At 59.4% G+C, this 11,882-nt stretch carries 15 protein-coding genes and 1 pseudogene; 4 read left to right on the forward strand and 12 right to left on the reverse strand.

The window, feature by feature from the left end:
- Positions 1-668: 668 nt before the first annotated feature.
- The 9 genes from ispF to PVA48_RS03095 are packed head-to-tail and all read right to left on the reverse strand — an operon-like array spanning position 669 to position 7,515.
- Positions 669-1,178, reverse strand: a complete 510-nt coding sequence (ispF, locus tag PVA48_RS03055; protein WP_102728374.1) for a 2-C-methyl-D-erythritol 2,4-cyclodiphosphate synthase — start codon at positions 1,176-1,178, stop codon at positions 669-671.
- A 26-nt stretch (positions 1,179-1,204) separates the two neighbouring features.
- Positions 1,205-1,969: an inositol monophosphatase family protein gene (locus PVA48_RS03060; RefSeq protein ID WP_102722791.1), complete on the reverse strand. Its 765-nt coding sequence runs from the start codon at positions 1,967-1,969 to the stop codon at positions 1,205-1,207.
- 30 nt (positions 1,970-1,999) lie between these two features.
- Complete coding sequence (locus PVA48_RS03065) at positions 2,000-2,686, reverse strand: hypothetical protein (RefSeq protein WP_215840627.1); 687 nt, start codon at positions 2,684-2,686, stop codon at positions 2,000-2,002.
- Entirely contained in the window at positions 2,662-2,814 is a 153-nt protein-coding gene (locus PVA48_RS03070) for a hypothetical protein (protein WP_423232216.1), read from the reverse strand. Before PVA48_RS03070 ends, PVA48_RS03065 begins: the two co-directional genes overlap by 25 nt.
- Positions 2,775-3,320 carry a transglycosylase domain-containing protein gene (locus PVA48_RS03075; protein WP_423232217.1) on the reverse strand — a complete coding sequence of 182 codons (546 nt, stop codon included), beginning with the start codon at positions 3,318-3,320 and terminating at the stop codon, positions 2,775-2,777. The genes PVA48_RS03070 and PVA48_RS03075 overlap by 40 nt, the downstream gene beginning before the upstream one ends.
- The gene (locus PVA48_RS03080) at positions 3,305-3,787 is read right to left on the reverse strand and encodes a transglycosylase domain-containing protein (RefSeq protein WP_423232218.1); all 483 of its coding nucleotides are present in this window, start codon (positions 3,785-3,787) and stop codon (positions 3,305-3,307) included. The genes PVA48_RS03075 and PVA48_RS03080 overlap by 16 nt, the downstream gene beginning before the upstream one ends.
- A gap of 24 nt (positions 3,788-3,811) precedes the next feature.
- A complete protein-coding gene (locus PVA48_RS03085) occupies positions 3,812-6,244 on the reverse strand; it encodes a tetratricopeptide repeat protein (protein WP_102728372.1) in 2,433 nt (810 codons plus the stop codon).
- Complete coding sequence (locus PVA48_RS03090; RefSeq protein ID WP_022396008.1) at positions 6,241-6,687, reverse strand: ExbD/TolR family protein; 447 nt, start codon at positions 6,685-6,687, stop codon at positions 6,241-6,243. Before PVA48_RS03090 ends, PVA48_RS03085 begins: the two co-directional genes overlap by 4 nt.
- Positions 6,688-6,723: 36 nt before the next feature.
- Positions 6,724-7,515, reverse strand: coding sequence for a MotA/TolQ/ExbB proton channel family protein (locus PVA48_RS03095; RefSeq protein WP_022396007.1), 792 nt, complete (start codon positions 7,513-7,515; stop codon positions 6,724-6,726).
- A 184-nt stretch (positions 7,516-7,699) separates the two neighbouring features.
- On the opposite strand from PVA48_RS03095, the pseudogene PVA48_RS03100 reads away from it, so the two are divergent.
- The 3 genes and pseudogenes from PVA48_RS03100 to PVA48_RS03110 all read left to right on the forward strand — a co-directional run.
- A pseudogene (locus PVA48_RS03100) lies at positions 7,700-8,913 on the forward strand (GIY-YIG nuclease family protein); the annotation flags it as partial.
- 126 nt (positions 8,914-9,039) lie between these two features.
- The gene (locus PVA48_RS03105) at positions 9,040-9,195 is read left to right on the forward strand and encodes a hypothetical protein (protein WP_423232488.1); all 156 of its coding nucleotides are present in this window, start codon (positions 9,040-9,042) and stop codon (positions 9,193-9,195) included.
- 6 nt (positions 9,196-9,201) lie between these two features.
- A complete protein-coding gene (locus PVA48_RS03110) occupies positions 9,202-9,639 on the forward strand; it encodes a 23S rRNA (pseudouridine(1915)-N(3))-methyltransferase RlmH (protein ID WP_022396005.1) in 438 nt (145 codons plus the stop codon).
- Between the two features lie 4 nt (positions 9,640-9,643).
- Here PVA48_RS03110 and PVA48_RS03115 read toward each other — a convergent pair whose 3' ends face one another.
- The 3 genes from PVA48_RS03115 to rplM form a co-directional block, all read right to left on the reverse strand.
- A complete protein-coding gene (locus PVA48_RS03115) occupies positions 9,644-9,904 on the reverse strand; it encodes a hypothetical protein (protein WP_146021118.1) in 261 nt (86 codons plus the stop codon).
- A 291-nt stretch (positions 9,905-10,195) separates the two neighbouring features.
- Entirely contained in the window at positions 10,196-10,591 is a 396-nt protein-coding gene (gene rpsI / locus PVA48_RS03120; RefSeq protein WP_022396003.1) for a 30S ribosomal protein S9, read from the reverse strand.
- A 15-nt stretch (positions 10,592-10,606) separates the two neighbouring features.
- Entirely contained in the window at positions 10,607-11,035 is a 429-nt protein-coding gene (gene rplM / locus PVA48_RS03125) for a 50S ribosomal protein L13 (RefSeq protein WP_022396002.1), read from the reverse strand.
- Between the two features lie 584 nt (positions 11,036-11,619).
- Here rplM and infA point away from each other — a divergent pair.
- Positions 11,620-11,820: a translation initiation factor IF-1 gene (infA, locus tag PVA48_RS03130; protein WP_031930865.1), complete on the forward strand. Its 201-nt coding sequence runs from the start codon at positions 11,620-11,622 to the stop codon at positions 11,818-11,820.
- Positions 11,821-11,882: the final 62 nt, after the last annotated feature.

Genomic DNA, 11,882 nt, shown 5'->3' on the forward strand with positions numbered 1-11,882 from the left:
GTGTAGCTAATTGGAGCGGCCCGGCAGAAAATGCCAAACACCCACCAGAATCAACTTAGCGAATTTGGAATCCGGTATGGATTCCATAGCCGGAAATACTGCCCTTCGCTATGCTCCAAAACGGTCCAAATTGACGCTCCGCCAATATTTCTCCCATCTCCTTTTCACAGCCGCATATCGCCCCGGGAGACAGGGCATCCCGGTCCTGATGGACCGCCTGTGGAGAGGCCCGGGGGCTATTGGATAAGAAGCTTCCGCTGCGCTACAGAAAGAGTTTCAACAACGAAAGGAGGGAGCCTTCCGTTCCCAGGCGCCGCAACCGCAAAACCGCCCTCCATCAATATTCCACCGTTCCCTTTCACAGCCGCATACCGTCCGGGAGACAGGGCACCCGGCTCTGATGGCTACCGCCGCCGAAGTGTAAAGACGGTTATTAATGATTGCCGGAACGAAAAGAAAGCCCGTCACATCACGAACTCCCTATGGCAATTCCCAGGATATTGGCAAGTTCAATCCCCTGAAAACGTTTTTCTTTCAGTTTTGTAGGCTTGACTCCGGATTCCAAATCCGTCTGCCGCTCTAAAGCCTGAACCCCAGCCTGCGGCACAGCCGCCCCCGCACCCCTTCTGAAAAAAGAGCCCAAAAAAGGAAATATGGCGGACGTCTTCTTACGGCGCAGTCAAATCTTCCGGCATCAGAATAGCCGCCACGGCAAAGGCGGCGATGCCTTCCCGGCGGCCCAGCGCGCCGAGCTGTTCATTGGTGGTGGCCTTCACCCCCACGCGCGCCGGAGAGATGCCCAGGGCGGTTCCCAGGGCGCCCTTCATCTGTTCCAGGTAGGGAGAGATGCGCGGAGCTTCCGCAATCAGGGAGGAATCCACGTTCACCACGCGGCCGCCGCGCTCACGAATCAGGGAAACGGCCTTCGCCACGATGTCCAGGGAAGAAATATCCTTGCAGCCAGGGTCTCCCGGCGGGAACCAGTAGCCGATGTCCGGCAATCCGGCCGCACCCAGCAGCGCGTCTGCAATGGCGTGGCACAAAACGTCCGCATCGGAATGGCCGTCCAGCCCGCGGGCGGAAGGAATGTGCACGCCGCCCAGCATCAGGGGACGCGGAGCTTCCGCAAAACGGTGGATGTCATATCCCAGCCCGGTCAGTGCAATCATGTCTTTCATACAATACTGCGGCAATGTCGTTCAAGTTATTCGTCCAGCGCTTCCATGATCGGAATGCGGCCGTTCCAGGCGACGATGGCGAATTGTTCCGGATTGTCCTCCTTTGGTTCCAGGACAACCTTCCCTCCCGCAGCTTCCACCAGCAGAACCCCGGCGGCGATGTCCCAGATGGAAATGACGCTTTCCACATAGGCGTCAAACCTGCCGCAGGCAATATACGCCAGAGCCAGGGCCGCGGAACCGTTGTTGCGCACCTTGCGTACCTGCCAGGCGATTTTTGCGAAGCGTTCGATTCCCTTTTCCTTGGAACCGTCCGTCTTGCCGTGTCCCACGAACACCACGGCCTCCGCCATCTTTTCCCGGCGGCTGCAATGCATGGGATGGTCATTCATGTACGGAATGCCTCCCTTTTCCACATGCCAGCATTCGTCCATCATGGGATCGTAAATCACGCCCAGCACTATTTCCCCGCGGCGGCGCAGGGCGATGGAGACGCAGAACCAGGGAATGGTGTAAAAGTAATTCACCGTCCCGTCAATAGGGTCCACAATCCATTCATATTCACTGTTGCGGTCTCCGGTATACCCTTCCTCGCCCAAAACGGCGTGGGTGGGGAACACGGAGAGGATTTCCTCCGTAATCAGTTTCTGGGAGAGCTTGTCCAGCTCCAGCTTGATGTCGTTCTGGCTGGCTTCATCCACCTTCTTCTGGTCGTAAAAATGCTTTTTCAGGAAGGCTCCGGCGGATTTGGCGGCCAGGATGGCCGCGGTCATTTCAGGTGAGTGGTTCATGATATTCTATTAATGGAAAATTGGATGCCATCAGGTGTCCTGCTCCGCAGGAGCTTCCTTCTCCCGGCGCTCCCGGACGGCTTTGCGGCGGTTTTCCTCCGCCCGGTCATACACTTCCCCGGCCAGCGCGGCGGAGGTCTTCGCCAGTGCGGAGGCAACGCCCTTCTTTTTATAGACGGCTTCATCCGGCTCGTCGAAGCCCACCCAGACAAAGACCGTGAAATAACGCCCCATGACGGCGGAGAAATGCCCCGTGTTTTCCGGCAGCCTGACATTGACGGACGTCTTCCTGGAGCGTTCGTCGTAACGGAAGGGAGGAAGGGCCGCTACCAGGTGGGCGGATTCACGCGGCAGGATTTCCCGGCGGCTTTCTTCCGGAGAGGGAGCGTTCACCATCACCAGGTTTTTCTTGGTGGTGCCCACCTGCCTGACGGAGGAAATCTGCACGTTGCGCCCGTCGTTGCCGATGAGGTACAGCGCATTGACGGCATGCGAGAGAGGCGCGCGGAACCTGCCGGCATACAAATCCGGGGAACGGGGAAGGTCCCCCTTGTACCCGGCCTTCTGCGCCGTTTCTATCACCGTATTGAACCCTACCCCGCGCCCGGTCACTTCAGGACTGCTGCGAATAACAGTCCTGCGCTGGTCCACGGCGCACAGGTTGACGACGGGGGTAAACAGGTCGCCGGGCATCACCATCGTCTGCCACCGGTCCACGCCGTCCAGCGCAGAGCGCCCCCCGTCACGGCCAGCAGGTCCCCTTTGCGGGAATCCACGCACAGCACGGCTGCCTGCACGCAATTCTTCAACTGGTTGTCCACTCTCCTGGGCAGTCCGGCCCACACGGGGAAGCTTCCAGCGCGGTCAGCGCAGGCTCGCTTATTTCCTCCACCATCCGCTGGAATTCCAAATCCAGCGTAGTCATTACAAAAATGCTGGAAGTTCCCTCCTGCTCGTCGCAGCAGTCCAGGTCACTCAGCTCACGGGAAATGACCAGGATGGGATAGGAGCCGGGACGCGCTTCCCGTTCTCCCGCCACCGTCATCGGTTCGCGGGACGCCTGCCATAGTTGTTCCTGGGTGATGAATTCGCACTCAAACATCCTTTCCAGCGTCGCGTTGCGCACCTTGACGGCCGCCTCCGGACTGTAAACCGGGTTGTAAATGGAAGGTCCGCGCACCAGCCCGGCCAGCGTGGCGCATTCCGCCAGCGTCAGGTCCGCTACTTTTTTGCCGAAGTACAAATCCGCCGCCTGCGCAATGCCGTAGCACTGCTGTCCGAAGTAAATGCGGTTCAGGTAGGCCGTCAGAATTTCATCCTTGGAGTATTTGCCTTCTATGCGGCGCGCCACGGCCATTTCCAGAACCTTGCGGTCCAGGGTCTTCCCCCCAGTTCATAGCAATTCCGCGCCAGCTGCATCGTGATGGTGGAAGCCCCCTGCGCATAGGACAGCGTGGTCAGGTTCCGGCAAATGGAGCGGATGATGGAGGAATACACGATTCCTCCGTGATCGAAAAAGGCTTCGTCCTCCCGGGCAATGAAGGCATTCACCAGGTTGTCAGGCAGTTCATTGCGGGCCACATACACCCGGTCGTGGTCCGTCAGGGTGCCTATCCACTGGCCGTTGCGGTCATACGCGGCGCAATTTTCCAGTGGGGCCAGCACCTCGTCCAGTTCATACTGGTCCGCCCTCCAGGCGTAAACGAGCAGGACGATGATGAAGGCAATAGGAATGAGGCCCAGCCACAGCAGCAGACGGCCCAGATTGCGCGGCAGCAATCCGAACAGATCATACCATCTTTTACGCCTGTTCTCCATTCCGGTTCCGATCCTTGGGGACGCCTAGCGGGCATCCGGGGGCAGTGATTCGTCATCCTGCTTCCAATCCGGGAACTCCTTCTGCAGGCGCGCCCGGTACTGGGAAGCCTCCGACTTGCGGCCAGCCTTGTCCAGCGCTTCCGCCGCCTTGAACAGGGCCTTGGGTTTCAATTCGGCGTCATTGACGAACAACTCGGCCGTGACGCCGTAATGCTTGGCTGCTTCATCAAACTTTTTCTCCGCATAGGAAATGTCCCCCAGAACAATTTTCAGGGAGGCCATCAGGGGGCCTTCCACTCCCAGGGCCAGCGCTTCCTCCGCCGTCTTCCGGGCGTCCGAGTACTTGCCCAGCCCCAGCAGGATGGAGGCCTTGTCCAGCATGCCGTCCGCACGGCGGTAGGGCTGGTCCTCATCCTTCAGGAAGTTGTTGGAAGCCACCAGGGCGCGGTCATACTTCTTGAGCGCCAGGCGCACCTTCGCCAGGTTGCGCCAGATCACTTTCTTCACATTTTGAAGCTGGTCGTTCTGCGTAGCCCAGGTCATGTACTTGTCCGCCGTTTCCAGGTCCTTCATGCCATAGGCCTGAAGGCCCAGCCATGCGGGGATGACGTCCGGCACGCGGGCCACGGCGGAGGGGTTTTCCTTTTGCAGGGTTTCCAGGGCCTCCTTCAATTTATTCACGTCCTGGAGCTTGTGATAGGACAGAACGGAAAGCACATTGACCTGTTCCCCGTACTTCTGGGGGTCCAGCGTCTTGGCTTCCGCCATGTGGCTGATGGAGGATTTGAAGTCTCCCTGATCAAACGCCGCACGCCCCAGCAGGAAATGAGCTTCCGCCAGAGCGGCGGGGGACGCCTTCGGGAAATTCTGAATCAGGCCTTCATAATACTTGGCCATGTTCACCATATCCTGGCGGCCCGCATAAATCTGGGCGGCCCGCTGCCACGCGGCGGCGGCGGATTCCGCCTTCGGCCAGCGAGCGATCACCCGGTCAAAATCCATCAGGGCCTCCGCTTCCTTCTTGGTCTTGGCGTACATGTCCCCGCGCAGGGTCAGCGCCTCGCAAATGCGCGGGTCCCGCGGGAAATCGTTGATGAAATCCGTCAGCAGTTTGGCGGCCACGCCCCGGTTCCCGGCCTGGGCGATCGCCCACGCGCTCTTGTACAGGATATCCGCGCGCATCCTGGGGGGCACCTTGTCAAAATCAATGCTGGCGTAAAACCGGGCGGCATCCGCCGGATTGGTGTTGAACAGGTTCTCCGCGGCCATCAGGCGCACCATGTCGTGCAGTTCGCTGGTCGGAAAGGCCTTGGCGTAATGGTTCAGGAAGCTCTGTGCCCGCTGGGGAAGGTCCTTCTGCTTGAGTTCATTATAGCACAGCAGACGGTAAAAGGAGGCCTGCATGGCTTCCTGCGTATAGGGAACGGCCTTCTCCGCCTCCAGGAAGAAATCCGCCGCCTTCTGGTACTCCTTCAGCTTGTAGGCAGACTGGCCCAGAAGCATCAGCAGGCGCACCTGGCCGTCCTTGGTCGGCATCTTCATGTCCTTCTGCTGCTCGTGCTGGGAAAGGATCTCCTTGTACTTGCCCATGTTGTACAGCCCCAGCAGCAGCCCCATGCGGGCTTCCGGCGCCATTTCCTTCAGGGATTCGTCCTTCAAAAGCCGTTCATAGAGGTTCTGGGCCTCCGCGGTCTTTTTCAGCCTGGTTGCCAGCATGGCGGCCTGAAGGGTGGCGATGCCCCGGTTCCTGTCATCCACGCCTGGCGTTTCCAGCACCTTGCGGTATTCGGAATAGGCTTCACCCAGACGGCCCGTATCCGCACACAGGGCGGCATACCCCATCCGGGACACCAAAACAAATTTCGCATCCGCTTCCGGATTGCCTATCACCGCGCAGAACATGGTGGCGGCGGCGTCCGGATTCCCGCTGGCAAGAAACAGACGTCCCAGGCGGTACTGGGCGTCCACTTTCAAATCATTCTGTTCCGCATTGCGGACCACGAGCTGGTAATACTGGATAGCCTTGTCCGTTTCCCCGGCAGCGGAGGCGTCCGTCGCCAGGCGGTAGGCGGAAGCGGCAACCAGAGCCGGGCCGCCCGTCTGGGTCAGCCTGCGGAACAGGGTGTGCGCGTCCTCCTTCCTGCCGAGCTCCTCCAGGCACATGGCGGCGCGGTACTCCGCCAGGGGAGCCTGGGCGGACTGGGGGAAACGCTGGGCAAATTCAAGATACTTGCGCAGGCTCAAATCAAGCAGGCGGCCATATTCCTGCCGGTTTGCCTTCGTCGCCGGTTCCTGGGCCTGCTTGTACAGCATGTCCGCCATGTCCAGGGAATCCTGCTCCGGATTGGCGACCAGCGGACCGTCCGCAATGGGAGCGGCGTCCGGAATGTTTTCCTGCGCGGCGGCGAACGCCGCCAAAGTCATTAAACCTGCATTGATGAAAAGTAACGCTTTCATGAAGCCTGGGGGTTGGGAACATTGACGGAAGAGGGAGCCGGAGGCCGCGTGGAGAAGGAAACATTGTTCAGCCCGGCCTTCAGGCAGGCGTCCATCACATGCACCACCACGCCGGATTCCGCCTTCTCATCCACGCGGATGCGGACGAGCATGGTTTTATCCAGCCGGGCGACGGAAAGAAGCTTGTCCTCCAGCTGCGGCATGGTATACGCCTGGCGGTTGATCACCACGGTGCCGTCCTTCCGGATATTCACGATGATTTCATTGGAAACGTTTTCACCGGGCTTGGGAGTCTCCGCGGAGGGGAGGTTGATGGAAAGGTCCGGCTCGTCATCCTCAAACGTCTGGGTCACGATGAAAAACACCAGCAGCAGAAACACGATGTCCAGCATGGGCGCGAGCTGGAACCCGATGGGGCTGGGCATTTTATAGTGGAATTTCATACGTTCTTCCGGTGTGGTGGGGATGGCCGCTTCCGGCTAAAGCCCGCGCACGTCGCGCAGGGAGGTGGGGTCAACGGGAACCCTGGGAAGTTCTTCCTCATGGAAGGCTCCGGCTACGCCGGCACGCGGCTTCTGGAGCTGGGTGGCTACTACGGAAACGCTGTGCGTCACGGCGGCTTCCAGGTCCCCCACGCGCTTGTGAACGCGGCTGCGGAAGTACACATAGGCCAGGATGGCGGGGATCCCCAGCATCAGGCCGCCCGCGGTCGTAATCAGGGCTTCCGCCACGCCGCCCGCCATGTCGATGCGCTGCTTGCCGCCGGAGAAATCACCGTTGGCAATCTCAAAAAAGGTCTTCATCATCCCGACTACGGTTCCCAGCAGGCCCAGCATGGGAGCCAGGGCGCCGATGTCCGACAGCCAGGAAATCTGGCGGCTCAGGAAGCCCGCCTGGCGGCCGCCTTCCGCGGCGGCTATTTCCCTCACCTCCTCAAACTGGGCGGAAGGATTGCGCAGCATGAAACTGGCCACCGTCAGCATTACGCGCGCGTAGCAGGAGTCCCCATCCTTGCAAAGGATGGAAAGGCCCGTATAATCCCTCTTGCGGATGAAGGATTCCGCCTGCTCCACCAGCTTGGTGGGCAGAACGGCGGAGGCGCGGGTGGAAAAACAGCACATGACCAGCACCACCACCCCGGCGATGGATAACAGGAGCAGCGGCCACATGATGAAGCCGCCTTTCATAAACAGCTCGGAGAGGGGATAATTTCTATCTCCCACCACAAAGTCCATGGCGGCAGCCAGCGTGGTAAACGGTACAGGATTCATACAAAAGACGTAGGGGATTATACAGAAGAAGTCTTCCTAGGCAAGCCAAGTAGCCGTAATGCAGTACGTTTCCGCAGTTTCATTTCTTGCCGCATATGGCATAATAATCCCCGTGGCAGATCGTGAGAAACCATCTCTGAAGGAACTCTGGAGGCAAACTCCGCATAAACCCGGCGTTTACATCATGAAAGACGCCCTGGGGAATACCATTTACGTGGGCAAGGCCAAGGACCTCCACCGCCGCCTGGGCAACTACTTTTCCCCCACGGGGGCCACCCTGTCCAACCACAAGACAAGGGCGCTCATCAATGCCATTGCGTCATTCGACTACTTTGAAACCAGGAACGACCAGGAGGCTTTTCTGCTGGAAAGCAAGCTCATCAAGCAGTACCGCCCGCATTACAACATCCAGATGAAGGATGACAAGCGCTATCCCCTGCTGAAGATTCCCAAGGGGGAAAAACTGCCGCGCTTCCAGCTGGCGCGGGTGCGCAAGGACGACGGAGCGCGCTACTTCGGCCCCTTTGTCCACTCCCAGGCGCTTTACGCCACGCAGGAATGGCTGAACCGGCATTTCCGGCTGCGGACCTGCAAGGCCAAAAATCCGGGTCTCCACGAGTTCAAGCACTGCCATGCGGACGTGATACGCAACTGCTCCGCCCCGTGCATCGGGCGCATTTCCGTGAGCGACTATAACCGGAACTTCGACCAGGCGGCGCGCCTGCTGGAGGGGACCGGCAAAAAAAGCACTCTGGACGAGCTCACCCGGGAAATGATGCAGGCCTCCGACGAGCTGGACTTCGAGCGCGCAGCGTACCTGCGGGACATCCGGGACAACCTGGTCAAGGTTCTGGAGCCCGCGCGGCGGTTCCAGAAGGGAACGCCCAACCTGCCCGGCACCGTGCGCCCGGAAGAAGACATGAAGGAACTGGGGCTGGCCCTGGGCCTGGAAGAGCCTCCAGCCATCATGGAATGTTTTGATATTTCCAACGTCTCCTCCAACCACATCGTGGCCTCCATGGTGCGCTTCACCAACGGCAAACCGGACAACAAGGCCTACCGCCGCTACCGCATCCGCACGGTGGACGGGCAGAACGACTTCGCCTCCATGTCTGAAGTGATCCGGAGGCGCTACTCCCGCATTCTGGCGGAGAGCGACGCCGTAGCCTCACGGCCCGCAGACATGACCCTGTACCAGTGGCTCAAGAAGCTCAGCGGAGAAGGAAAAGCCCCCATCAAGGTTCCGGACCTGGTGGTGGTGGACGGCGGCAAAGGCCAGCTCTCCTCCGCCCTGGCCAATCTGGAAGCCATCGGACTGGGTGACATGCCCATCGTCGGCCTCGCCAAGCAGCGGGAGGAAATCTTCTTCCCCACCAGCCACAGCCCCTCTGCCTGCCGCACAGCACGGGAGCCCTCAAGCTCATGCAGCGCATCCGCGACGAAGCCCACCGCTTCGCCAACGGCTATAACGAACTGCTTTACCGGAAGCGCATGCGGGAAAGCGCCCTGGACGACGCCCCGGGCATGAGCGCGGCAAAAAAAAGCATGCTGCTGGAAAAATTCAAGTCCGTGGCCGCCATCAAAAGGGCGGACCCGGCTTCCATCGCCGCCATCCGCGGCATTTCGGAAACCTGGGCCCGCAACCTGCTGAACTACCTCAATTCATCCTCCAACTCCTGACTTCTCATGCAATTCCTGATTCTGGCCGCAGGCAAGCCGGCCCTGGGCTATGCCCGGGAAGGCGTGGAACTCTACCTCAACCGCCTCAAGCCTTTCGGCAAGACGGAACTCAAACTCGTCAAAGACGGAAGCTCCAAAGACGTTTCAGAACGCCTGCTGGCCGCCAGCGAGGGCTGCCTGCGCATCGCCATGGACGAACGCGGAGAACTCTGGACCACGGAGAAGCTGGTCAAACTGGCGCGGGACTGGCAGATGCGTTCCGTGCGCCGCATCGCGTTCCTCATCGGGGCCTCGGACGGCCACACGGAAGAACTGCGTTCCCGGTGCGGCCATATCCTGGCCCTGAGCAAATTCACCCTCCAGCATGAGCTGGCGCTCGTCGTCCTGCTGGAACAGCTTTACCGCTGCCATACCATTCTGGCGGGAACGCCGTACCACCGGTAAACGGCTAAAGCTTTCCTTGCTGCCGCGGTGAGTCCATCAAGGCTTTCACCGTCACGGAAACGGCCGCGAGCACGGCCACACCCCATGCCATGGAGTCGCCCGCAATTCCCGTGGCAAACGCCGGAAAAGGATTGAACGCCACCGCAAGGGAACCAAACACCCAGCCCCAGCCGGGAAAGCCTTTCTTAAAGGCCACGTAAGCCAGATAGAAATACAAGGCCACGCCTGCAAATTGAAACAAAGGGAAAGCGGGACCGTATTCCACCTTCCTGAGGCCGGAGACATTGCCCGCCATGCGATGGGAATGTTTCAGAAAAGAGGCTATCACCAGAAAAAGCGGAGCAAGCAGTAAAGGAGCAATAGGGAAAACGCTTCTTTCCGTTTTTTCTTCTTCCGGAGAAGAATCCGGAATTCCGTCCTGCTGCCGACCTTCTTCCATAATAATTAATCGTAACAGCAACCAGCTTCCCCTGCAACGAAAAAGGAGTACTCCGCAGGGAGCACTCCTTTTCCGAGAAAGAAATGGTAAAGCCAGTTCCTTCGCAGCCAGCCAAGCTTAGCGCTTGGAGAACTGGTAACGCTTGCGGGCGCCGGGACGACCGGGCTTTTTACGTTCCTTCATGCGGGAATCACGGGTCAGAAGACCGAATTCACGCAGCTGGGCGCGGGAAGCTTCATCAACCTGAACCAGAGCGCGGGCAATCGCCATGCGGATGGCGCCCACCTGGCCGTGAATGCCGCCGCCCTTGGTGACGACGTTCACGTCGAATTTGTTCATGGTGTTGGTAACCTGGAAGGGCTGGAGAACGGCGTTCTGCAACTGGACGGTGGGAAGGTATTCTTCAAAACCGCGACGATTGATCGTGATGCGGCCGGCACCTTCAGTAAGCCAAGCGTGTGCAATGGCGGTCTTGCGGCGGCCGGTGGCGTTGTATGGGGTTGTCTGACTCATGTCTGGGGAAATCAATTAGAGAGTGATGGCAGTGGGCTGCTGGGCTTCATGAGGATGACCGGCGCCGGCATAAACCTTCAGCTTGGTCATTTGCTGACGGCCCAGGCGGGTGTGGGGCACCATGCCCTTGACGGCCAGTTCCAGAAGAAGTTCGGGGCGGCGGGCGCGGATTTTCCGCGGAGTGTCCACCTGCTTGCCGCCGACGTATCCGGAGAAACGGGTGTAAATCTTGGCGTTTTCCTTGTTGCCGGTCAGCACCACCTTGTCCGCGTTCACGATAATGACAAAGTCGCCACAATCAACGTGGGGGGTGAAAATTGTCTTGTTCTTGCCACGCAAAATGTTAGCCGCTTCAACGGCAACACGGCCGAGCACCTTGTCGGCAGCGTCTATAACATACCATTTGCGCTCTACTTCTTGCGGTTTGGCTGAGAAGGTCTTCATGGTTCAATTCTTCGTTCTCGTTTTTCGGCATCCTGCCGTAATCTTCCAATTCGGGGGCGCATTCCTAATGATTATTCGCGTAAATGTCAAATACTTTTTCTCTTTTACTCCCCTTTTGCGGCCTTTTTTCCGTCCCTTCCGCAGAATCGCGGCTTAATTGCGGCGTTTCCACATTCAGGACTTGCCCTCGTGGAAATATGGCCTATTATTCGCCTGCGCGAAAATTCGTACACGCGCGTTCATTTTAACCTTACAAGGAGAATCCTATCAGCCCGAATCCAAGACCCAGCAACCGCCCCAGCGGCGGTCAGAATTCCCGCCCCGGCCCCAGGCCGGCAGGCAGCAGCACAAGACCGGCCGGCAACGCCAGCCGTCCCGGACAGCCCCGGCCCGCCGGGAGTGGCACCGGCCCGGCACGCCCGGCCGGACAGTCCGCTGGCCCGGGAGGCGCCAGAACAGGCGGAGGACCACGCCCCGGAGGCGGGCCCAACCGGCCGCGCCCGCAGGGAGGCGGGGGCCGCCACACCAAGGGCAGGAGGCATTTCAGCAAATCGGCCCCCAAGGAAGAAAACTCCGAAAGCGAAATTGAAGTGGAAGGCACCATCTGCGCTGTGCTGGCGGGCACCATGTTCAAGGTGCGCCTGCCCAACGGGCACGAAGTGCTGGCCCACATTTCCGGCAAGATGCGCAAGCGCTTCATCAAAATCGTTGTGGGCGACAAGGTGCGCATGGAAATGTCCCCCTACGACATGACCAAGGCGCGCATCACGTTCCGCATCGGTTAACCGCCCCCGGATTCACTCCTTTTGCGAAAAACCTTCTCCGGCTTGCAGGAGAAGGTTTTTTA

Source organism: Akkermansia sp. JRP_AM1 (assembly GCF_049262625.1).
Taxonomy (GTDB): domain Bacteria; phylum Verrucomicrobiota; class Verrucomicrobiia; order Verrucomicrobiales; family Akkermansiaceae; genus Akkermansia; species Akkermansia massiliensis.

Bases quoted from the DNA above. Each gene is read 5' to 3' on its own strand.
- PVA48_RS03110 (WP_022396005.1), top strand. From the start codon at position 9,202: ATGCAATTCCTGATTCTGGCCGCAGGCAAGCCGGCCCTGGGCTATGCC.
- ispF (WP_102728374.1), bottom strand. From the start codon at position 1,178: ATGAAAGACATGATTGCACTGACCGGGCTGGGATATGACATCCACCGT.
- PVA48_RS03060 (WP_102722791.1), bottom strand. From the start codon at position 1,969: ATGAACCACTCACCTGAAATGACCGCGGCCATCCTGGCCGCCAAATCC.
- rplM (WP_022396002.1), bottom strand. From the start codon at position 11,035: ATGAAGACCTTCTCAGCCAAACCGCAAGAAGTAGAGCGCAAATGGTAT.
- PVA48_RS03090 (WP_022396008.1), bottom strand. From the start codon at position 6,687: ATGAAATTCCACTATAAAATGCCCAGCCCCATCGGGTTCCAGCTCGCG.
- PVA48_RS03080 (WP_423232218.1), bottom strand. From the start codon at position 3,787: ATGGAGAACAGGCGTAAAAGATGGTATGATCTGTTCGGATTGCTGCCG.
- rpsI (WP_022396003.1), bottom strand. From the start codon at position 10,591: ATGAGTCAGACAACCCCATACAACGCCACCGGCCGCCGCAAGACCGCC.
- PVA48_RS03095 (WP_022396007.1), bottom strand. From the start codon at position 7,515: ATGAATCCTGTACCGTTTACCACGCTGGCTGCCGCCATGGACTTTGTG.
- PVA48_RS03105 (WP_423232488.1), top strand. From the start codon at position 9,040: ATGAGCGCGGCAAAAAAAAGCATGCTGCTGGAAAAATTCAAGTCCGTG.
- PVA48_RS03085 (WP_102728372.1), bottom strand. From the start codon at position 6,244: ATGAAAGCGTTACTTTTCATCAATGCAGGTTTAATGACTTTGGCGGCG.